At 40.9% G+C, this 20,477-nt stretch carries 19 protein-coding genes and 1 tRNA gene; 2 read left to right on the forward strand and 18 right to left on the reverse strand.

All coding sequences use genetic code 11. The features are described 5' to 3' along the window. Positions 1-52 precede the first annotated feature (52 nt). The gene (gene treP, locus MK480_RS03645) at positions 53-2,020 is read right to left on the reverse strand and encodes a PTS system trehalose-specific EIIBC component (protein WP_049499721.1); all 1,968 of its coding nucleotides are present in this window, start codon (positions 2,018-2,020) and stop codon (positions 53-55) included. Between the two features lie 289 nt (positions 2,021-2,309). On the opposite strand from treP, the gene treR reads away from it, so the two are divergent. Next, entirely contained in the window at positions 2,310-3,020 is a 711-nt protein-coding gene (gene treR, locus MK480_RS03650; protein WP_004255908.1) for a trehalose operon repressor, read from the forward strand. A 32-nt stretch (positions 3,021-3,052) separates the two neighbouring features. Here treR and MK480_RS03655 read toward each other — a convergent pair whose 3' ends face one another. From MK480_RS03655 to MK480_RS03690, 8 genes are all read right to left on the reverse strand, one after another. Next, the gene (locus tag MK480_RS03655) at positions 3,053-3,856 is read right to left on the reverse strand and encodes an ABC transporter ATP-binding protein (protein ID WP_268707209.1); all 804 of its coding nucleotides are present in this window, start codon (positions 3,854-3,856) and stop codon (positions 3,053-3,055) included. A gap of 12 nt (positions 3,857-3,868) precedes the next feature. Continuing rightward, on the reverse strand, positions 3,869-4,762 hold the full coding sequence (locus tag MK480_RS03660) for an ABC transporter permease (protein ID WP_000011439.1): 894 nt from the start codon (positions 4,760-4,762) through the stop codon (positions 3,869-3,871). Positions 4,763-4,773: 11 nt separating this feature from the next. Next, positions 4,774-5,751: an ABC transporter substrate-binding protein gene (locus MK480_RS03665; RefSeq protein ID WP_024057377.1), complete on the reverse strand. Its 978-nt coding sequence runs from the start codon at positions 5,749-5,751 to the stop codon at positions 4,774-4,776. A 454-nt stretch (positions 5,752-6,205) separates the two neighbouring features. Beyond that, positions 6,206-7,132, reverse strand: coding sequence for an ATP-binding cassette domain-containing protein (locus tag MK480_RS03670; RefSeq protein ID WP_001291284.1), 927 nt, complete (start codon positions 7,130-7,132; stop codon positions 6,206-6,208). 10 nt (positions 7,133-7,142) lie between these two features. Continuing rightward, entirely contained in the window at positions 7,143-8,210 is a 1,068-nt protein-coding gene (locus tag MK480_RS03675; protein ID WP_000159550.1) for an ABC transporter ATP-binding protein, read from the reverse strand. 8 nt (positions 8,211-8,218) lie between these two features. Continuing rightward, the gene (gene oppC / locus MK480_RS03680; RefSeq protein WP_004255894.1) at positions 8,219-9,145 is read right to left on the reverse strand and encodes an oligopeptide ABC transporter permease OppC; all 927 of its coding nucleotides are present in this window, start codon (positions 9,143-9,145) and stop codon (positions 8,219-8,221) included. Continuing rightward, positions 9,145-10,641: an ABC transporter permease gene (locus MK480_RS03685; RefSeq protein ID WP_020902008.1), complete on the reverse strand. Its 1,497-nt coding sequence runs from the start codon at positions 10,639-10,641 to the stop codon at positions 9,145-9,147. Before MK480_RS03685 ends, oppC begins: the two co-directional genes overlap by 1 nt. Positions 10,642-10,707: 66 nt before the next feature. Next, a complete protein-coding gene (locus MK480_RS03690; RefSeq protein WP_020902007.1) occupies positions 10,708-12,687 on the reverse strand; it encodes a peptide ABC transporter substrate-binding protein in 1,980 nt (659 codons plus the stop codon). A gap of 157 nt (positions 12,688-12,844) precedes the next feature. On the opposite strand from MK480_RS03690, the gene MK480_RS03695 reads away from it, so the two are divergent. Then, positions 12,845-12,915, forward strand: a tRNA-Cys gene (locus MK480_RS03695). A gap of 197 nt (positions 12,916-13,112) precedes the next feature. On the opposite strand, the gene MK480_RS03700 is transcribed toward MK480_RS03695, so the two are convergent. The 9 genes from MK480_RS03700 to asnA form a co-directional block, all read right to left on the reverse strand. Continuing rightward, positions 13,113-14,444 (reverse strand): hemolysin family protein, encoded by a 1,332-nt coding sequence (locus MK480_RS03700; RefSeq protein WP_261240530.1) that lies wholly within the window; start codon positions 14,442-14,444, stop codon positions 13,113-13,115. A gap of 268 nt (positions 14,445-14,712) precedes the next feature. Next, on the reverse strand, positions 14,713-15,537 hold the full coding sequence (gene endA / locus MK480_RS03705) for a DNA-entry nuclease EndA (protein WP_268707210.1): 825 nt from the start codon (positions 15,535-15,537) through the stop codon (positions 14,713-14,715). Positions 15,538-15,575: 38 nt separating this feature from the next. Next, positions 15,576-15,764, reverse strand: a complete 189-nt coding sequence (locus MK480_RS03710; protein ID WP_268707211.1) for a DNA-directed RNA polymerase subunit beta — start codon at positions 15,762-15,764, stop codon at positions 15,576-15,578. Further along, positions 15,757-17,040, reverse strand: coding sequence for a UDP-N-acetylglucosamine 1-carboxyvinyltransferase (gene murA, locus MK480_RS03715; protein WP_261126081.1), 1,284 nt, complete (start codon positions 17,038-17,040; stop codon positions 15,757-15,759). The genes MK480_RS03710 and murA overlap by 8 nt, the downstream gene beginning before the upstream one ends. A 23-nt stretch (positions 17,041-17,063) precedes the next feature. Continuing rightward, complete coding sequence (locus tag MK480_RS03720) at positions 17,064-17,294, reverse strand: DUF1146 family protein (RefSeq protein WP_080975952.1); 231 nt, start codon at positions 17,292-17,294, stop codon at positions 17,064-17,066. Between the two features lie 56 nt (positions 17,295-17,350). Next, positions 17,351-18,388 (reverse strand): SepM family pheromone-processing serine protease, encoded by a 1,038-nt coding sequence (locus tag MK480_RS03725; RefSeq protein ID WP_000727281.1) that lies wholly within the window; start codon positions 18,386-18,388, stop codon positions 17,351-17,353. Continuing rightward, the gene (coaD, locus tag MK480_RS03730; RefSeq protein ID WP_254754144.1) at positions 18,372-18,860 is read right to left on the reverse strand and encodes a pantetheine-phosphate adenylyltransferase; all 489 of its coding nucleotides are present in this window, start codon (positions 18,858-18,860) and stop codon (positions 18,372-18,374) included. The genes MK480_RS03725 and coaD overlap by 17 nt, the downstream gene beginning before the upstream one ends. Beyond that, on the reverse strand, positions 18,850-19,389 hold the full coding sequence (rsmD, locus tag MK480_RS03735; RefSeq protein WP_023947078.1) for a 16S rRNA (guanine(966)-N(2))-methyltransferase RsmD: 540 nt from the start codon (positions 19,387-19,389) through the stop codon (positions 18,850-18,852). Before rsmD ends, coaD begins: the two co-directional genes overlap by 11 nt. A gap of 64 nt (positions 19,390-19,453) precedes the next feature. Next, positions 19,454-20,446, reverse strand: a complete 993-nt coding sequence (gene asnA / locus MK480_RS03740; RefSeq protein WP_119947427.1) for an aspartate--ammonia ligase — start codon at positions 20,444-20,446, stop codon at positions 19,454-19,456. Positions 20,447-20,477: the final 31 nt, after the last annotated feature.

Raw genomic sequence — 20,477 nt, forward strand, 5'->3', positions numbered from 1 at the left:
TTTCTGATAAAAGGGAGGAAGCAGTCTTCCTTCCCTATTTGTGCTATTTTGATTAGATTCGTGTTGCGACCATGAGAGCTTCTCCAGCTTGGATTGTTGTCGGATAAGTTCCAGTGATGGTCGCTGTATAAGCATCTTGGTTAGTGATGATAACAGGAGTTTCTGTTACCAGGCCTGCGGCCTTAATGACATCCATATCAAAACGAATCAGTTTCTGACCAACTGTGACATGGTCTCCTTGGGCTACAAAACTTTCAAAACCTTTGCCATCCAGACCTACTGTATCCATACCGATGTGAATGAGCAATTCCACTCCCTCGTCAGAGACAATACCGATGGCATGCTTGGTAGGGAAAAGAACCGTAACTGTCCCATTGACTGGAGAAGTCAACTCACCTTGACTTGGTTCAATGACCAGACCTTGCCCCATGACACCTGAAGCAAAGACTGGATCAGTTGCTTGACTTAGTTCTTTTACTTGTCCTTCAAGTGGGCTAACAATTTCTACTGGAGTATGTTCTACTGGTTCATGGCTCACAAATTCTGCTTCTTCTTGTGCAACGAATTCTGCCTGCAAGTCTGTATCATCCTCAGTTTTTGTAAAGAAACCTGCCTTACGGAAAAAGAAAGTCAAGAGCATTGGAACAACAATAGCGACTAACATAGTTCCTGCAAATGGCAACATGTATTGAGGTTGAATAGAGAGGATACCTGGCAAACCACCGATACCAATAGAAGCTGCAGTTACATTGAAAGTAACGGATAACATGCCTGCAAGAGCTGAACCAGTCATCCCAGCAACAAATGGATAGATGTATTTGACATTAACCCCAAAAAGAGCTGGTTCTGTAACACCGAGATAGGCTGAAATGGTTGCAGGAAGTGAAACCTGAGCCTCACGCTCATCATGACGGTGTATGAAATAATAGGCAAATACGGCTGAGCCTTGGGCAATATTAGAAAGAGCAATCATTGGCCAGAGGGCAGTTCCACCCGCATCCGCAATCAATTGTGTGTCAATGGCATTGGTCATATGGTGCAGACCTGTAATGACAAATGGTGCATAGAGGGCACCAAAAATCGCACCGAAGAACCACTTAACAGGACCAGTTAATCCTGCTAATACAACTGATGAAAGTCCTTGCCCGATTGTCCAACCGATTGGTCCCAAGACAGTATGAGCCAAAATCAAGGCTGGAATCAATGACAAGAAAGGTACAAAAATCATAGAAATCACTTCTGGGATATGCTTACGCCAGAAAATTTCAAGATAAGACAGACTCAAACCTGCAAGCAAGGCTGGGATAACTTGGGCTTGGTAACCGATACGATTAACAGTAAAATAGCCAAAATTCCAAACCCAGTTTGCTGCGATATCAGCTGCTGGCGTTGAAGCAACCGCATAGGCATTGAGCAATTGAGGCGATACCAAACAGATTCCGAGAACAATTCCCAAAATTTGGCTGGTTCCCATCTTACGAGAAACAGACCAGGTAATCCCTACTGGTAAGAACTGGAAGATAGCTTCACCAGGCAACCAGAGGAAGTGATTAACCCCTGCCCAAAACTGAGAAGTTTCTGTGATGGTCTTACCATCCAACATAGACCAATGCACACCTTCCAAGACATTACGGAAACCGAGGATCAATCCACCAACAATCAAGGCTGGAATAATCGGAGTAAAGATTTCCGCCAGAGTGGTCATAACACGTTGGACCACGTTTTGATTACTCTTAGCTGCAGACTTGGCTGCTTCTTTGGAAACACCCTCAATGCCTGAAACAGCTGTAAAATCATTATAAAAAATCGGCACGTCATTCCCAATAATCACCTGAAATTGACCTGCATTTGTAAAAGTTCCTTTAACAGCTGGAATTGATTCGATAGCTTTAACATTAGCCTTCTTATCATCTCCTAAAACAAACCGCATCCGTGTCGCACAGTGGGTTACCGCAGTCACATTTTCTTTGCCTCCAATTGCCTGAAGCAGATCCTTGGCTTCTTGTTCAAATTTTCCCATTTGATTCTCCTTATACTTGTCAAAGCAAGTTTGATTTGATAAGACTATTGTAAACGATACCAAACTTGTCTGCAACTTGTTTTGTTTAAAAAGAGGATTTTTTTGTCATTTTTCGGTACTTGTATGGTAAAATAGATACAGGTGTTCATTGAACTAGACTAAAAAGCCATTTAATACTCAATGAAAATCAAAGAGCAAACTAGGAAGCTAGCCGCAAGCTGTACTTGAGTACGGTAAGGCGACGCTGACGTGGTTTGAATTTGATTTTCGAAGAGTATAAGGAAGTACCATGAAGAAATACCAACAACTATTTAAGCAAATCCAAGAAACCATTCAAAACGAGACTTACGCTGTCGGAGATTTCCTTCCTAGCGAGCATGACCTCATGGAGCAATATCAGGTAAGCCGTGATACCGTCCGAAAGGCCCTGTCTCTCCTCCAAGAGGAAGGATTGATCAAAAAGATACGGGGGCAAGGTTCTCAAGTCGTCAAAGAAGAAACCGTCAATTTCCCTGTATCCAACCTAACCAGCTACCAAGAACTAGTTCAAGAACTTGGACTGCGCTCTAAAACCAACGTGGTCAGTCTGGACAAGATTATTATTGATAAAAAATCCTCACTAATAACTGGCTTCCCAGAGTTTCGTATGGTTTGGAAGGTGGTCCGCCAGCGTGTGGTGGATGATCTGGTATCCGTTCTGGATACGGACTATCTGGATATGGAACTAATCCCAAATATCACTCGGCAAATTGCTGAGCAGTCCATCTATTCTTATATAGAGGACGACCTCAAACTCCTTATTGATTATGCTCAAAAGGAAATAACTATTGACCACTCAAATGACCGAGACAAGATTCTTATGGACATTGGCAAAGACCCTTATGTCGTTTCGATTAAATCAAAAGTTTATCTCCAAGACGGACGGCAATTTCAGTTTACCGAAAGTCGGCATAAATTAGAAAAATTCAGATTTGTAGATTTTGCAAAACGTAAGAAATAAAAGACTGAGACACTGGATCTCAGCCTTTTTATTTACCCCAAAACCAATTCATCACTGACTAGACTCTGGCCACTATTTTTCTGGAATAGATGCATGAGATCTTCGACTGTCAGATGCTTTTTCTCTTCTCCTTTTACATCCACCACTATCTTGCCTTGATAGAGCATAATGAGACGATTGCCGTACTCAATAGCATGGTTCATATCGTGGGTAATCATCAAAGTCGTCAACTGATGGTGTTCCACAATTTTTTGCGTCAAATCCATCACCATTTGACTCGTTTTAGGGTCAAGGGCCGCAGTATGTTCATCCAAAAGCAAAAGTTTGGGTTTCACCAGAGCTGCCATGACTAGGGTCAAGGCCTGTCTTTGCCCTCCTGAGAGGTATTGAGTATCTACTTTTAAGCGGTTTTCAAGGCCAATATTCAACTCCTTCAAGGCCTCTTGGAACTGGATTCTATCCTTCTCCTTCATGCCCCAACCAAGCCCTCTCTTCTGCCCGCGTCTCAAGGCAATAGCCATATTCTCCTCAATCGTCAAACGAGAAGCTGTTCCCATCTTAGGATCTTGAAAAACACGGGCGATATCCTTGGCTCTCTTTCTTACACTCAGATTTTTAATGGATTTGCCTGCCAATAAAAGGTCCCCTTCATCCACAGATAAATTACCAGCCAAGATATTCATCAAAGTGGATTTCCCTGCTCCATTTCCACCAATTACAGAGATAAAATCTCCCTCTTCAACCTCTAAATCTAATCCTTTGAGGACATGGTTCTCATTGACCGTCCCTGCTTCAAATGTTTTGTGAATATTTTCAAGTGTTAACAAACTTGCCATAACTTTCTCCTCCTATTCATTTCTCAGTTTCAAACCACGAATCTTTAATCTCTTTTGCAGTTCTGGTGCAAATAACACTAAGGCTAGCAAGATTGCATTAAAGAGACGTACCAAATTTTGATCTAGATTTGGAATTTCATAGATATTTAAAATAATCAAACGGTAAACAATAGCACCGATTCCGATGGATAACAAGCGACCTCCAATGGTCAAATCGTGAATCAAAACTTCCGCAATAATAACTGCACTCAAACCAACAACGATGGTTCCTGTCCCAGAGGTTACGTCTGAAAATCCATCATTTTGAGCGAACAAGGAACCACACAGGGCAATCAAACCATTTGAAATCATGTAACCAACAATCTTCATGGTGTCGACATTGACCCCATTAGCCTCACTCATCGGAATATTGTCCCCAGTCGAACGCAAGACCAATCCAATCTCCGTTTTCATCAAAAGAGTCAAGACCAAACAAACAAGTAGGAGACAGGCCAAACTGAATGAGAAAACAGCTTCTTCATTTGTCAGCCCCAAGCTCGCCAATTGTTTAAAGACAGTTGAAGAATCTCCCAAGGAAAGGTTGGGCACACTGCCCATGATTTTAATATTGATTGAATAAAGCCCTGTCAAGGTCACAATCCCTGTCAAGAGAGCTGGGATTTTCATCTTGGTGTGGAGCATTCCTGATACAAGACCAGCTACCATACCTGCCAGCAAAGCAAGTAAGGTCGCAATCCAAGGATTTGTCCCTGCCTGTATCTGCGATACAACGACAGCTGCCCCCAAAGGAAAGGCTCCTTCAGCAGTCATATCCGCAATATCCAAAATACGGAAAGTCAAGTAAACTCCAATGGCCATAATCGACCACAACAAACCTTCTGATAAACTAGATAATACAAAACTCATCTTAAACCTCCCTATTCCTTGCTTTCCAACTTACTAATATCAATTCCTAGTGCATCTGCCATTTCTTGATTGGTATGCAATTCCAGTTTTTCAGGCAACTCAACTGCTATATTTTCTGGTTTCTCACCTTTTAAGACACGAATCAACATGCGGGCTGTCTGCCGTCCCAATTCTTCATAATTGGTACCGTAGTTATACAAACCACCAACCGCAATCATTTCCGTTGAGCCACCGAATACTGGAACCTTGTGTTTAATAGAAACCTGCTTAACTGTTTCCATGGTTGACGAAATGATATTGTCCGTTGGTACAAAAACCATATCCACTTCTGCCATCAAACTCTCTGCTGCCGCTTTGACATTGTTACTGTCCAAGATTGTTTTTTCAACAACGGTAAAGCCTTTTTCTTCCAGAAGTCGCTTAGCTTCATCCTTTTGGACAACTGAGTTTGGCTCGCTCTGAGTATAGAGGATTCCAATTGTTTTAGCTTTTGGCAACACTTTCTTTATCAAATTGATTTGGGTTGAGATAGCATCTGATGACTGATCACTTGTTCCAGTTACATTGCCCCCAGGATGCTCTCTTGACTCTACCAACTTGGCACTGACAGGGTCTGTTACAGCTGAAAAGATAACCGGTGTCGTTTGTGTTGTATTAGCCAAGCTCTGAGCAGAAGGCGTTGCGATAGCTAGAACGACATCACTAGATTCTGCTAGTTGCTGGGAAATCGTTTTTAGGTTTCGTTGTTCTCCCTGTGCATTTTGCAAATCAATCTCGATATTTTTCCCTTCAGCATAGCCTTGCTTGGCAAGCTCATCCACAAACCCTTCTCTAGTAGCGTCTAAGGACTGGTGGGTAATAAATTGCGAAATACCGATACGAAACACATCTTTTTTCTTATCTGCCTTCAACTGATGCAAACTAATCAGAGAGGTCAAGAGAATCCCCACTACCAAGAGAGGGGCTAGTAATTTTCGAACAACTTTCATAATGAAACTCCTTCTCAGAAAAGATAAAACAAAAAACCGCCTAGATAATATCTAAACGGATGCTTGAAATAAGCTAACAAGTTACAACTTAGCTAGTCCATTTAGATATTCATCTATATGGACCACAATCAAAAATCTTAGCCACATAGATACAAACAAATTGCTTGAACTGTTTGCATCCATGGTGACATGTCTACAAACACTATCTAAAGTAGCTAAAGTAAAAGTTTTGATTCATCGTTACAGCTTGTCTCTTATTCATTTCTTTTTCTGCTTTCTTTTTTGATGTTTCCTATCTTACCACCTTTTTCATCAGCTGTCAAGAATATTTCAGAATTTTTTAAAATTTTTCGAAAATTCTTTCAGGATACTTTCAAAGATTTTTTCAAATCAGTCCAACAAAAAAAGGTTTATAATTCCCATAAAAATTGATATGGAAATTATAAAACCATTATTAGTTTAACCCTTGTTGGTAACGTGCCAATTCGGCTTGGTTAGCCCAAACATAGTGACCTGGACGGATTTCTACCATAGATGGCTTATCAGTCTCATAGTCGTGTTGACTTGGGTCGTAAACCTTCAAGACCTTCTTACGTTCCAAGATTGGATCTGGGATTGGTACCGCTGAAAGCAAGGCTTGAGTATATGGATGAATTGGATTGTTAAACAATTCTTCTGTTTCTGCAACCTCTACAATAACACCCTTGTAAATAACTGCGATACGATCTGAAATAAAGCGAACGACAGACAAGTCATGGGCGATGAAGAGATAGGTCAAACCAAGTTCTTTTTGGAATTTTTTGAGCAAGTTCAAGACTTGAGCACGCACAGAAACGTCCAAGGCTGAAATGGGCTCATCCGCAATAACAAAGTCTGGTTGCATGACCAAGGCACGGGCAATACCGATACGTTGACGTTGACCACCTGAGAATTCATGAGGGTAACGAGTCAAGTGCTCAGCAAGAAGCCCCACTTCACGGATAATATTTTTAACTTTCTCTTTACGTTCTTCTTCATCCTTGAACAGATGATGATTGTAAAGACCTTCAGAAATAATATAATCAACAGTCGCACGTTCATTCAAACTTGCGGCAGGATCTTGAAAAATCATCTGGATACGACGAATCAATTCTGCAGCTTGTTCACGCGATTTCTTACCATTAATCTTTTGACCATCAAAAATGATATCCCCATTACTTGTATCATTAAGACCGATGATGGCACGACCAATAGTTGTTTTCCCACTACCTGACTCACCTACAAGCGAGAAAGTTTCTCCCTTGTTGATAAAGAAGTTAGCATTTTTAACTGCGACAAACTTCTTACTTCCTTCACCGAAGGAAATTTCTAAATCTTTGATTTCTACTAATTTTTCAGACATTTCCTTCCTCCTAGTCAGCCAGATGGGCAAATCCCATTTTTTCACGAATCTTATCATGGAGATTTGCAATCACAGCTGGTTTTTCTACTTTTGGAGCATCCTCATGAAGTAGCCAAGTTTTAGCCCAATGTGTCTCTGATACTGAGAATTGAGGAGCTTTTTGTTCGAAGTCAATTTGCATTGCATAGTCAGAACGCAAGGCAAAGGCATCCCCTTTCAGGTCAGTATAAAGTGACGGAGGTGTTCCTGGGATTGAGTAAAGATCCCCTTTATCATCAGCAAGCTGAGGCAAGCTAGACAAGAGACTCCATGTATATGGATGGCGAGGGTCATAGAAGACTTCCTCAACAGTTCCATACTCAACGATTTCTCCTGCATACATAACCGCTACCTTATCTGCAATACTTGCCACCACACCAAGGTCGTGGGTGATAAAGATTGTTGTGAAATGGTACTCGTTTTGTAAAGATTTCAACAAATCAATAATCTGAGCTTGGATGGTCACATCCAAGGCAGTCGTTGGCTCATCACAAATCAAGACATCAGGTCGGCAGGCAAGAGCAATCGCAATAACGATACGTTGACGCATTCCTCCAGAATATTGGAATGGGTATTCATCAAAACGTCTATCTGCATCTGGAATCCCAACCTTATTCATGTAGTCAATGGCCAATTCTTTCGCTTCTTTAGCTGTTTTTCCTTGGTGTTTTACAATAACTTCTGTAATCTGACTACCAATTGTTTTAATTGGGTCCAAACTAGTCATTGGATCTTGGAAGATAGTCGCAATCTTAGCGCCACGAATTTGTTCCCAATCCTTGTGAGAAGATAAAGCTGTCAAATCTTGACCACGGTAGTCAATGCTACCTTGGGCAATGCGACCATTTTCTTCAAGCATACCTGTGAAAGTCTTTGTCAAAACAGATTTTCCTGATCCTGACTCACCTACCAAGGCTAATACTTCTCCTTCAACTAGTTCAAGGGAAACGCCGCGAATGGCTGTCAATACTTTGTCACGAACGTCAAATTCCACGACAATATCGCGAGCAGTCAAAATTACATTTTTTTCTTTTGTCATTTCTACTCCTATCTATGTGTACGTGGATCACTAGCATCCGCTAAGTTTTGACCAACTACGAAAAGGGATAAGGATACCAAGACAAGAGTTGTCAATGGAATCCAGAAGAGGTATGCATTTGTCGTTACGTTCTGAGAGTAATCTGAAATCAAACGACCTAAACTTGGAACTGTAATCGGCAATCCAAGTCCAAAGAATGAAAGGAAAGCTTCGTATGAGATAAAGGCTGGAAGCATTTGAGATGTCGTCGTAACGATAACAGATACCAATTGTGGCATAATGTTTTTTACAACAATCTTAAAGGTTGGTGTTCCAAGTGTACGTGAAGCAAGGTTATACTCCAAGTCACGATAACGCATGATCTGAATACGAATTGAGTAAGCAATACCAATCCAAGTAGTCACACTCATAGCAAAAATCAGATTCCAGAATCCAGCTCCGATTGAGTAAGTCAAGACAATGACAATCAAAAGAGATGGGATGTTTGAGATGACATTATAAACTTCCATCATCACACGGTCAACTGATTTTGAAATTCCCCAAATACCACCGACAAAAACACCGATAACCAAGTTAATCACTGTCGCAATCACAGAAATGAGGATAGAGTTACGAGCTCCGAACCAGACACCGTCAAAGAGAGATTTACCGTTACTGTCTGTACCGAACCAATGCTCAGCATTTGGCTTGATATAACGAGCACTAAAGTCGTTTACTTTGCTGACATCATTGAAATCAAACTTAGAAAACATTGGGTAGATGAAACTCATCAAAATGATAGCTACCAAGATTCCCAACATGACTACAGTTGATTTCTTCTTCATAAATTGTCTAAACACTGAGCCCCAGTATGAATAGGCTGGCGCATCAATGGCTTCAGAGGCAAAATCGTCACGTTTTACGAACTGAAATTTTTCTTTATCGATTGTAGACATTATTTGCCTCCTTTCTCAGTCAATTTAATACGTGGGTCAATAATAGTCATCCAAATATCTCCCAAAAGAAGTGAGAAGATAGAAATACATGTAAAGATGAAGACAAGACCTACGACCATAGAGTTATTAGATGCTTTTACAGAGTCAATCAACATTTTACCCATACCTGGGAAAGCGAAGACTGTTTCAGTAAGGGTTGCACCACCGATAACCCCGATAACAGCACCAGGAATTCCTGAAACCAGCGGAACCATGGCATTTTTAAAGATGTGTTTGTTTGAAATTTCTTTTTCAGACAAACCTTTTGCACGAGCAAAACGAACAAAGTCCTGTGATTGCAAGTCAATCATGTAACGACGAATCCAAATAGCTGTACCAGGAGCACCCAATAAACCAAGGATAACTGCTGGTAAAACATACGAACGCCAATCTCCAGCACCCAAGATAGGGAATGAATCTGGAAGACCAATTGATGATCCAATCAAACGAACAATGTAAACCAAGGCAATGGTTGGAAGGGCCATCAAGAAGGTCAAAAACCCTGTTGAGAAGCTATCAATCCAAGTATTCTTGAAGCGAGCCATAGCTGAACCAAGTGGCACGGCAATCGCATAAGAAATCACCAAACCAATCAATCCAACGACTGCAGAGCTAGCAATCATAGAAGGATATTGGTAGTTGCTTTCAGTTGCAGTATATGGGTCATCTTTCCCATAGTTAGCTACTTCACGAGAATCAGCCTGACTAGGCGATTTGTAGGTTCTTGAGTAGATATTAACTGAAGATGTTTTCTTACCAGTTGGGAATTGCACTTCTGATGTCTTAGTTTGACCTTGTCCTTGTGTGATAACTTGAAGCACAGGAGTATTAGCATAAGTTGGATATGAATCACCCAAATTCAAGTTCACAAAGTTTTGGTGAACAAATGGGAACTGACTATTGAAGTACAAGAGGTACTTGTGTTTAGTCCCTGAACCTACCAGAGACCAGCCGATAGCGGGATCATTTTCAAAACGCAAATAACGCTCCAAATTTGGATTTTCTGGGTCCTGAATCTTGTTTGTGTGGTCGATATCAAGCAAGTTTGCATAGAATTTAAACACACGTTCAAAAATTGGAATTTCACGTGTAGCGTAGAATTGGCCACTTTCAGTAAATTCTCCCAGGGTCCAACCATGACCGATTTGTTTGATGTATTTTTCATAGATAGCCTTGTTGGTATCATTGGCTTCAACTGTTACAGAAGCATCCATCTGGCTAGCTTTTTCTTGCAATTCCTTGGTATCGTAGTACTCGATATAGCCCATACGCTCATAAACAGTGTTCTCATAGTTATCACGCTTATCAGCAGTTGTCGCAATCTTGTTATAGTTGGTATCCTGTTTGAAAATCAATTTTCGAGGAACCATTGTATAGATAATCGTGTAAGTCAAGGTTGTTACTAAGAAGATAGAAACCAATGACCGCAAGACACGCATAAAAATATATTTCTTCATATCGTTTCCTTTTTAAATCCCAAAAGAACCTTCTCCTCATGGAGAGAAAGTTCCCTTGAGAGTTATTTATTTAACGTGTTTAGTCAATTCTTTTTGAACTTTTTCGTTTGATTCTTTTTTCTCTTTAATCCATTTCTCACGAGCTTGTTCATAATCAGCCTTTGTTACAACTTTGTCTTGTAACTGAATATATTTGAAGTAGAGATTTGAACCTTTGTCTCCAGATTGGCTATAAGAAGCTGAGAATGGTACAACACGAGAAATGAATGGTGCAGCACCACTAGAAGACATAGCTGGTAAGAAGAGTGAACTGTCTGTCAACCAAGCTTGAGCAGCAGCATATTTTTCATAACGTTTGTTAAGATCACTTGTTTCTTTTCCAGCTTCATCAAGCAATTTATCGTAATCTTTCACACCAACTTTAGCTGCAGCTGCATTTGATGGGTCATCATACCCCATATAAGTTTTCGTTTGCTCACTATTAGTTGATTTAAGGATATCAAGGTAAGTTGATGGATCTTCATAGTCAGGATTCCATCCAACCGCACCTGAAAGATCCCAATCCTCAGCTGCCGCATTAGCAGCATAATAAGTCGCATTAAAGAATTCATCTTTAGAAATTTGTTGAATATCGATGACAACATTTTCTTCGCCTAAAACTTTTTCAACTGATTGTTTGAACGACTGAATCCGTGCGACAAAGTTTTTAGAGGTTTGGTCTACTGGAACATCCAAGTGGATAGGGAATTTCACACCTTCTGCTTCCAGAGCAGTTTTAGCTTTAGCAAATTCTGCTTTAGCTTTGTCAGCGTTAAAGAGACCGTCTTGACCATCAGCAAAGTTTACATCTTTCCACTCATCTCCATAAGTCTTAACTTTTTCAGCAACCAAGTCACCGAAAGTTTTTTCGCCTGCAGTCACAAAGTCTGGTTTCACAAATAAATTACGAACTGCGAGAGGAGCACCTTCTTTACCGTTAACTTGAGCAGAATAACCTGTACGGTCAAAGGCAAAGTTCAAGGCTTGGCGGAAGTCTTTGTTAAGAAGAGCTTTCTTAGTAGATGTTTTCTCTTCATCTGTCGTTTTAGATGTATATTTGTAATTTTGTCGATCGATATTTACACCTAAACCTCCAATACCAGCTCCTGACGGAGTGTAGAAAATATTATCCTTGTATGACTCCTCTACCTTTGAGAAGTTTGAACTTGTTGGGTAAAGACGAGCAAAACTATAAGCTCCACTTGTAAAGTTACGCTCAAGTGATTCTTGGTCCGAACCATCAAAATATGCAAGTGTTGCTGTATCTAAATGAACATTCTCTTTATCCCAGTACTGCTCGTTCTTAGCAAATTCGATAGAAGATTTAGCAGTCAAACCTTTAAGCAAGAAAGGTCCATTATATAGCAATGATGTAGGATCTGTCGCTTTAGCAAAATCAGAGCCTTTTGATTTTTCAAATTCTTCGTTTAATGGCCAGAAAATTGAATAAACCATCTTAGAGTTCCAGTAAGGTTCTGGTTGGTTCAAAGTATACTCAAGAGTATAGTCATCAACCGCTTTAACACCTACTGTAGAGAAATCTTTTGAATTCCCAGCCAAATAATCAGATAAACCTTTAACAGAAGTTTCAGCTAGATATAGAGCTTCTGATTTCTTATCTGCCGCATGTTTCAATCCATTCACGAAGTCTTTAGCAGTCACTTCGGCATATTCTTCACCATCGGATGTCATCCATTTGACACCTTTACGAATTTTGTAGGTATATGTCAATCCATCTTTTGATACAGACCAGTCTTCTGCAACCGCAGGAGTCAAATTCCCGTATTTGTCATTTGTGAAGAGGCCATCGATCCCGTTTGAAGTAGCCACTTTCGTACTCTCTTTTCCAGAAATAATATAATCTAATGTTTCTGGGTCAGCCGAATAGACATAGCCATAGGTTTTTGGAGCTGTCGAATCAGATGATTTTGAATTCCCACAAGCTACTAACACACCTGTTGCCAATAAAGCAACTCCTGCTGCAACAAAGACTCTACTTTTTTTCATTTATTTACTCCTCTGATAAAGTATAGGTTATCATCAATTATACCATAGATTTCAAGAAAAGTAAACGAATTTTCAGAATATTTAGGCTTATTGACACAAAAAATCTGAAAAAGCTATTGACTGAAAATCATTTTCAAGGTATAATAATAAACGTTAAGGCGGTATAGCCAAGTGGTAAGGCACGGCTCTGCAAAAGCTTGATCGTCGGTTCAAATCCGTCTACCGCCTTCTATAACTTGATTTATCAGGTTTCACATGAACAGAAAGCCCAATTTGAAGGGCTTTTTTCTTTTTCTTTGGATAAATAAGGATAGATTTAGAAAAGTTTTGGGGCGGATTTGGGGACTGAGTTTTTCGAGGATACTATTCCCTTTTAAAATCAACTGAAAAAAGCTTTGTCACGCATGATGACAAAAGCCTCTAGTTTACTCTGTTTCTTCTTCTATTTCAACTTCGGTAATTTGGACTTTTACCTTGGTAACACGTCCATTTTTCACTTTATCATTGGTTAGGATAAGCTGTTTGTTTTGGCTTACCAACTCATAGCTGAGCTTTTCAGTCGTTGGAATGGTCCCCACTCCTGTCAAATAGTAACCAGCGATGGTATCAACGTCATCACTTTCCAGTTCAACATCAAAGTAGTCATTAAAATCATTGAGATTCATGGTACCTTGAACAATATAAGTATCTTCTCCAATTTTATGAACTTCGATTTCAGCCTTATCTGTTTCGTCATCGATTTCCCCAACGATTTCCTCTAAGAGGTCTTCCAGGGTCACCAAACCAGCCATCCCACCGTATTCATCTAGCAAGATTGCCATTTGTCTTTGGGTATTGCGCAATTCTTTTAACAAGTCATCCACAAAAATAGTTTCAGGAACAAAAAGTGGATCTTGTAAGATTTTCTTCCAAACAATATTGTCAAAACCGTCCACAAAGCCTGCCTTAAGAAGACTCTTGGTGTGAATAATTCCAATCACGTTATCCTTGTCTCCATCATAGACAGGGATACGAGAATAATTTTGTTTTAAAATACTTTGGATGATAGTTTGACTATCATCCTGAATATCAACCATAAAGGCATCCGTTCGAGGAACCATGACTTCTCTGGCCATTAATTCGTCCAGTGAAAAGATACCTTGTAACATCTCAATTTCGTCAGCATCTAGTGTTTCTTCACTATTTGTCAACATGTACTCAATTTCATCACGGGTCATTTTTTCATCAGCATCGTCAAAGGTCATAGGAGTCAAGCGACTCAAGAGATTGGTAGATGCAGACAAGAGCCAAACAAAGGGACTAACTAGTTTCCCCAATCCAATAATAACTGGCGCTGTACGAATCGCCAAGGCATCCTTTAGATTAAGAGCGATTCTCTTAGGATACAATTCCCCAAAAACGATGGAAATATAAGTCAAAAATGCTAAAGATAGAAAACTTGCAACGGCATAAGATGTTTCACCATTTCCAAGCCAAGATGCAATTTCTCGTCCCAGAGTGTCTGCCAAACTCGCCCCTGATAAGATCGTAATCAGGGTAATCCCTACTTGAATGGTTGATAAAAAGTGGTTAGGATTTTCTAATACCTTCAGCAGACGGATATAACGTCTATCTCCTTCTTCTGCCTTTTGTTCAACCCGCGCACGATTAAGAGAAACCATGGCCATTTCTGTGGCTGAGAAAAAGGCATTTAACACCGTCAAGATAAACAATAAAACAAATTGTAGCAACAAATTCTGACTACTTGGGTCTTCCATAGTTCTTCTCCTAAAATAGTATCTTACCCTCTATTATATCACAAAATATAGTCCAGTACATATTATTTTTTTCTCATACTCTTCGAAAATCTCTTCAAACCACGTCAGGTTCATCTGCAACCTCAAAGCTGTGCTTTAAGCAACCTGCGGCTAACTTTCTAGTTTGCACTTTGATTTTCATTGAGTATCAGTGTCTATTCTAGTCCTACTTAAACTAGTAAGAAAGAACTCCTATATCCACAAGTGACATAGGAGTTTATGTTATCTTTTACTGAGTAACAGTCACTTCTCCAGTTCGGTAATCCAGTTGAAGTCCCTTTTGAACATTGGGAACTAGAACATTGAATTCCAATTCTCCGTCTGAAGACTTGGCTTCAATCTGTGAAGCTGAAGGAACTAAATCCTCGTTTGAAGCATAATAAAGAGTTACACGATAACGGACACGCTTGTTTTTATCCAAGGCCTTACGTACCATGCTTTCATAGTAGTTTTGACCAGTCGAATCCTCAGCTTGCGCCTGATTTGCCCAGGCTGTTTGAACAGCAATGTTTTTAGGATTGCTTGTCGAGGCATCAAAACCATCCAAGCCACCGATTAAGGCATAGCCTAACAAGTGACCTCTATCGACCGCATGGGTATAAGAACCCTTTAGATTCTTAACCTGATGCCAGCCTGGAGGAGTCCATGAAGTCGAACCATTCCCAGTTTCTTCACGATTCTTGTACTGGCGAGTAGCCTTAGACAAGAGGGCATTAGCTACCGTTGGCACGGTTTCCTTGCCCACTGTCTTTGTTTTATTATCAGCGTAGGGTTTACTTGAAACCTTGGCATCTAGATTTGTTTTATTGCCATTAACGATAAAAGCACCTGAGCCATTCCACTCCAGACTCCCTTTTACTTGACTCTTGACTGCATCTGTTAAGACACTCTCTGCCAATGCTTGACTAGGAGCTTCAGACGCTTGTTTTTTCTGACTAAGCTTGGTTTTGGGACTATTAGCTGTCGACTGCATCTGCTTGATATAATAGCTTCCCGCAGATAAAAGCAATAACACTAGCAGTCCGATCAGTGTCTGTCTTGTTTTTTTATCCATTTTTCTCCTTATCTCTAGAAAAAGACTGGTTCTCCAGCCTAATTTCCTGTAAATTTATGGATCAATTCCTGCCATTTTGCTGGAGACAGGATAGCCCATGGATCTTGACCCTTGCCCAAAATTCCATAACCTACCATTAAGCCGACACCTAGGGCTAGAGCACCTAAAAACAGTACCACAATGACTAGAAGTAAACGCTTGATTACGTAGCTTGATTTCTTATTCATCTTCATCACTTGCCTCAATCCGCTGAATCTTAGCGCCTAGCTGCGCCAACTTCTCATGGAAACGGTAGTAACCTCTATCCAAGTGAACCAATTTACCAACTACAGTTTCTCCTTGTGCTACCAAACCTGTCAAAATTAAGGCAGCACTGGCACGAAGGTCAGTTGAAAGAACTTCTGCCCCCTGCAAAGGTTGACCACCCACAATACGAGCTGTATCACGGATAATCTCAGAGTGCAATCCCATGCGACGCATTTCTTCTAGATGTTGGAAACGATTTTCGAAAACTGTCTCCACCATAGTTGATTCCCCTTTTGCGACGGTCATCAAGGCTGTAAATTGAGCCTGCATATCTGTTGGAAATCCTGGGTGGGGCAAGGTTTTCACATGAACAGCTTTTAGATTTTCTAGTTGAGAGCGAACTCGAATCCCTTCAGTCTCCTCTGTCACTTCCACTCCCATTTCAAGCAATTTGGCAATCAAGGGACGGTTGTGCTCCCAAACAGCGTCTTTAATCAAGACATCACCACCAGTCATGGCAGCAGCTACCATAAAGGTTCCTGCTTCGATACGGTCTTGGACTACATTGTGAGTCGTACCATGAAGTTTGTCAACACCGGTAATGGTAATGGTCTCTGTACCAGCACCTTTGACCTTAGCTCCCATTTCATTGAGGAGAATAGCTAGGTCAACAATCTCAGGCTCACGCGCAGCATTTTCAATCACTGTTACCCCATCAGCTAGAGTCGCTGCCATCATCAAGTTCTGCGTAGCACCAACACTTGGGAAGTCCATGTAGATATGAGCGCCATGCAAGCGATCAGCCTTGGCTTCGATGTAACCAGCTGTCTGACTAATCTTAGCTCCCATGGCTTCCAGACCTTTCAAATGAAGATCAATAGGGCGGCTACCAATCGTACAACCACCTGGCATGGATACCTTGGCATGACCTACACGAGCAAGAATTGGTCCCAAGACAACGATAGATGCACGCATCTTGCTGACATACTTGTAAGGAGCTTCCTCAGTGATATCGCCAGTCGCGTCCACCTCAACAAGATGATCTTCTTCATTAAAATCCACCTTGGCATTCAAACCACGAACCACCTGATTCATAGTGAAAACATCTGACAAGATAGGAACATTCTGCAAGACGGTCTTTCCTTCACTTGCTAGAATAGTCGCTGCCAACAACGGCAAGACTGCATTCTTTGCTCCTTCGATCGTAACACTTCCTACCAGACGATTATCGCCACCTTGAACCACAATTTTTTCCATACTTACTTCCTTTACATTTGATTTTATAATAATCCTCTAAGCGCTTCTTGCCACAACTGATATAGGCTGATAAAGAAAGAACTCATGATATAGCCCATTACAATGCTGAAAAAGGCTACTAGTAAACGAACTTTTCTTGTATTCTCAGCTGTCACTTTTAAAACCTTTTCCCATCTAACAAGATCCTTTAAAAGGTAAAAACTCACATAAATAAAGAGCATGTGACTGCTTAGAGTGAATAATAATTGAACCATTTGACTATTATACCATCTTCTCTGTTTGTGCGCTAGTTTGGAAACTTAACTTAAAACTAGGGATTGTTTTTCAAGTAATCAATTGCATCTTGTAGAGTTTTAACAGGCACGATTTTCATATCCGTCTTGATTGTTTTGGCTGCTTCCAGGGCTGTTTGGTAGTTGTTTTTAGCATCAGGATGTGCTTTTTGTTCTTCTTCGCTAACAGGGTTATCTGGGGCAAAGAAAATAGCAGCACCTTCTCTAGCCGAAGCAACAACTTTCTTATCAATACCTCCAATATCCCCCACATTCCCATCACGGTCAATGGTACCTGTACCGGCAACGATACGGCCATTTCGAAGGCCAGGGTCAGCTATTTGGGTATAGATGGCCAGACTAAACATGAGACCTGCACTTGGTCCACCGATACCAGCTGTTGAAAAGCGAATTGGGACATCACTGGTCACTTCTGTACGGTCAATCAAGCCGATTCCAATCCCATTTTTTCCATTTTCTAGAGTAATGATTTTTCCTTCTGCAGACTTGGTTTGCCCATCCTCTTCATAAGTTACCTTGACGGAGTCCCCTAGTTTTTGAGAATTGACGTAATCAATCAAATCTTTGGAACTGTCGAAGGTCTGATCATTGACTGCGGTAACTGTATCAGAGATGTTGAGAATCCCTTTAAAGGTCGAATTATCCGTCACAGTCAAAACATAAACCCCAAGATATTTTAGTTCAATATCCTTACCAGCTGTTTTTAGCCCTTGATACTTGGCCATATTTTGCGATGTTTGCATGTAGAATTGATTAATCCGCATAAATTCAACATCAGAAGAGCCACCTGTAGTCTCTTGGGCACTACGAATATCTGTAAAAGGCGTCAACCACGCATAAATCATATGGGCTAAAGTAGCGTGCTGGACACCAACCGTAACAAATTGATAGGCACCAGCTTCCTTATCTTCTGTGTCATTGACTTTAAGGACTTGGCGAATATCTTCCGAACCACCTGGAACTTCTATATAGTAGGGCAAGGGCACTACAAATGCCAAGAAAGTCACAATTAAGGCCGCAATGACATATAAGGGCCATCTAATCTTTTTTTTCATTTCTTATTTCCTCCAAAATACTATCAGGAACATAGCAGGCAATATCCTGACCAAACTTCAAAAGCTCTCTAACACCTGATGAACTGATATAGAGATGTTCAGGTCGGCTATGTAAATAAATGGTTTCTATATCAGGAGACAGCTGATGATTGTAGTAATCGAAACTGGCTTCATATTGCAAATCCGTTGCATTTCTCAAGCCTCGTACCAGAAAGGTAGCCCCCAGTCTTTTTGCAACATCAACCACCAATTCATCATGTGAAAACACGACTTCAACATTTTCCAAATGTTCCAAAGCCTTTTCTAGCCCCCGTTTACGATTTTTAAGAGGGAGAAATCCCTGTTTGTGGGGATTTAAAAAAATACCGACATAGAGCTTATCAAAAAGTCTGCTCGCCCGTTCAATGATATCCAGATGCCCATTTGTCATCGGATCAAATGAGCCTGTGAATAAGCCAATCTTATCTGACATAGACTGTCACCTTACTAATTCCATAAATCTTTTCCTTCCAGATGCCCAGGCAGGCAATTTCTTCTGGAAGTTCAACGGCCTTATCCGTCTCACACACGACCATGACATCTTCAGAAAAAAGCTCTCTCTCAGCCATTTTTTCAATATCTGCTACGATTTGTTCCTTGGCATAAGGAGGGTCTAAGAAAATGAGGTCGAATTCTCCAGCTACCTGTTCCAATGCCCTTTCTGCATCCATCTTGAGGAGTTGAAATTTTCCAACTTCCTTGGTCATCTGAATATTTTCAGCCACGATAGCCTGAGCCTTACGGTCTCGCTCCACCAAAACAGCGCTGGATATGCCACGCGATACTGCCTCGATAGATAAACCACCACTACCTGCATACAGGTCCAAGACTCGTCCACCTTCAAAGTAGGGACCAATCATGTTAAAAATAGCTCCCCTAACCTTATCCGAAGTTGGTCTTGTCGTCTTGCCTTCTAGTGTCTTGAGGGGACGTCCCCCATAGATTCCTGATACGATTTTCATACCGTTTATTATACCAAATTATGGGCGAAAAGAGAAAGAAAATCGAACCTTGCGGTTCGATTCTCTACAAAATATTTTCGTAAGTATCGCGAACTTCTTGAGGCCAAACACTTGTTTGCACTTCTCCGATGTGTTTCTTGCGAAGTAGGAACATAGCCATACGAGATTGTCCAATTCCTCCACCGATTGTCAACGGGAATAGGCCATTCAATAGAGCCTTGTGCCATTCCAATTCTAAACGGTCCTCATCACCGGTGATTTCTACCTGACGGCGAAGGGTTTCTTCATCTACACGAATCCCCATAGAAGACAATTCAAAGGCTCCACCCAGAGACTCATTCCAAACAAGAATATCGCCATTCAGACCCTTATAGCCATTTTCAGACTCACTTGTCCAGTCATCGTAGTCTGGTGCACGTCCATCGTGCGGTTTACCGTCTGGTAATTCACCACCGATACCAATCAAGAAGACTGCTCCAAATTCTTTACAGATAGCATTTTCACGCTCTTTCGGCGTCAAGTCTGGGTAGCGCTCGACCAACTCCTCTGTATGGATAAAAGTGATTTGTTTTGGCAAGATTGATTCGATGTCATAGCGGGCTTCAACAGCTAGCTCAGTCAGGCGAATAGCCTTGTAAATCTTCTCAACTGTTTCTTTTAGGTAGGCAATGTTGCGTTGTCCATTTGGAATGACTTTTTCCCAGTCCCACTGGTCAACATAAACAGAGTGAGTCGCATCAAGCGAATCTTCGTCTGGACGAAGGGCCTTCATGTGGACGAAAAGACCTTCACCTTCACCGAAACCAAAACGAGCCAAGGTATGGCGTTTCCATTTAGCAAGTGAATGTACCACTTCATAAGTAGCATCAGGAATTTGGAGAACCTTGACCGATACGGCATTCTCCACACCTGATAAATTATCCTGCATCCCGTCGCCAACCCTGCTCAAGATAGGACCTTGAACTTCGACAACTTCTAACTTATCTTTCAAATACTGGGTAAAAGTGTTTTTGACAAAGGAAATCTCTTCTTGTTGATGAATAAAACTTTTCTTCATAAACTACTCCTCAAAAAATTAATTAAAAGCA

It is taken from the genome of Streptococcus mitis, assembly GCF_026782895.1.
In the GTDB taxonomy this organism is placed as follows: Bacteria; Bacillota; Bacilli; order Lactobacillales; family Streptococcaceae; genus Streptococcus; species Streptococcus mitis_CB.

Excerpts from the sequence above, each read along its gene's own strand:
- MK480_RS03710 (WP_268707211.1), bottom strand. The coding sequence starts at position 15,764 with ATGAATAAGAAATCAAGCTACGTAATCAAGCGTTTACTTCTAGTCATT.
- coaD (WP_254754144.1), bottom strand. The coding sequence starts at position 18,860 with ATGTCAGATAAGATTGGCTTATTCACAGGCTCATTTGATCCGATGACA.
- MK480_RS03700 (WP_261240530.1), bottom strand. The coding sequence starts at position 14,444 with ATGGAAGACCCAAGTAGTCAGAATTTGTTGCTACAATTTGTTTTATTG.
- MK480_RS03655 (WP_268707209.1), bottom strand. The coding sequence starts at position 3,856 with ATGGCAAGTTTGTTAACACTTGAAAATATTCACAAAACATTTGAAGCA.
- oppC (WP_004255894.1), bottom strand. The coding sequence starts at position 9,145 with ATGTCTACAATCGATAAAGAAAAATTTCAGTTCGTAAAACGTGACGAT.
- MK480_RS03660 (WP_000011439.1), bottom strand. The coding sequence starts at position 4,762 with ATGAGTTTTGTATTATCTAGTTTATCAGAAGGTTTGTTGTGGTCGATT.
- endA (WP_268707210.1), bottom strand. The coding sequence starts at position 15,537 with ATGGATAAAAAAACAAGACAGACACTGATCGGACTGCTAGTGTTATTG.
- MK480_RS03725 (WP_000727281.1), bottom strand. The coding sequence starts at position 18,388 with ATGAAAAAAAAGATTAGATGGCCCTTATATGTCATTGCGGCCTTAATT.
- MK480_RS03665 (WP_024057377.1), bottom strand. The coding sequence starts at position 5,751 with ATGAAAGTTGTTCGAAAATTACTAGCCCCTCTCTTGGTAGTGGGGATT.
- murA (WP_261126081.1), bottom strand. The coding sequence starts at position 17,040 with ATGGAAAAAATTGTGGTTCAAGGTGGCGATAATCGTCTGGTAGGAAGT.
- treR (WP_004255908.1), top strand. The coding sequence starts at position 2,310 with ATGAAGAAATACCAACAACTATTTAAGCAAATCCAAGAAACCATTCAA.
- asnA (WP_119947427.1), bottom strand. The coding sequence starts at position 20,446 with ATGAAGAAAAGTTTTATTCATCAACAAGAAGAGATTTCCTTTGTCAAA.
- MK480_RS03675 (WP_000159550.1), bottom strand. The coding sequence starts at position 8,210 with ATGACAAAAGAAAAAAATGTAATTTTGACTGCTCGCGATATTGTCGTG.
- MK480_RS03685 (WP_020902008.1), bottom strand. The coding sequence starts at position 10,641 with ATGAAGAAATATATTTTTATGCGTGTCTTGCGGTCATTGGTTTCTATC.
- MK480_RS03670 (WP_001291284.1), bottom strand. The coding sequence starts at position 7,132 with ATGTCTGAAAAATTAGTAGAAATCAAAGATTTAGAAATTTCCTTCGGT.
- MK480_RS03720 (WP_080975952.1), bottom strand. The coding sequence starts at position 17,294 with ATGGTTCAATTATTATTCACTCTAAGCAGTCACATGCTCTTTATTTAT.
- rsmD (WP_023947078.1), bottom strand. The coding sequence starts at position 19,389 with ATGAAAATCGTATCAGGAATCTATGGGGGACGTCCCCTCAAGACACTA.
- MK480_RS03690 (WP_020902007.1), bottom strand. The coding sequence starts at position 12,687 with ATGAAAAAAAGTAGAGTCTTTGTTGCAGCAGGAGTTGCTTTATTGGCA.
- treP (WP_049499721.1), bottom strand. The coding sequence starts at position 2,020 with ATGGGAAAATTTGAACAAGAAGCCAAGGATCTGCTTCAGGCAATTGGA.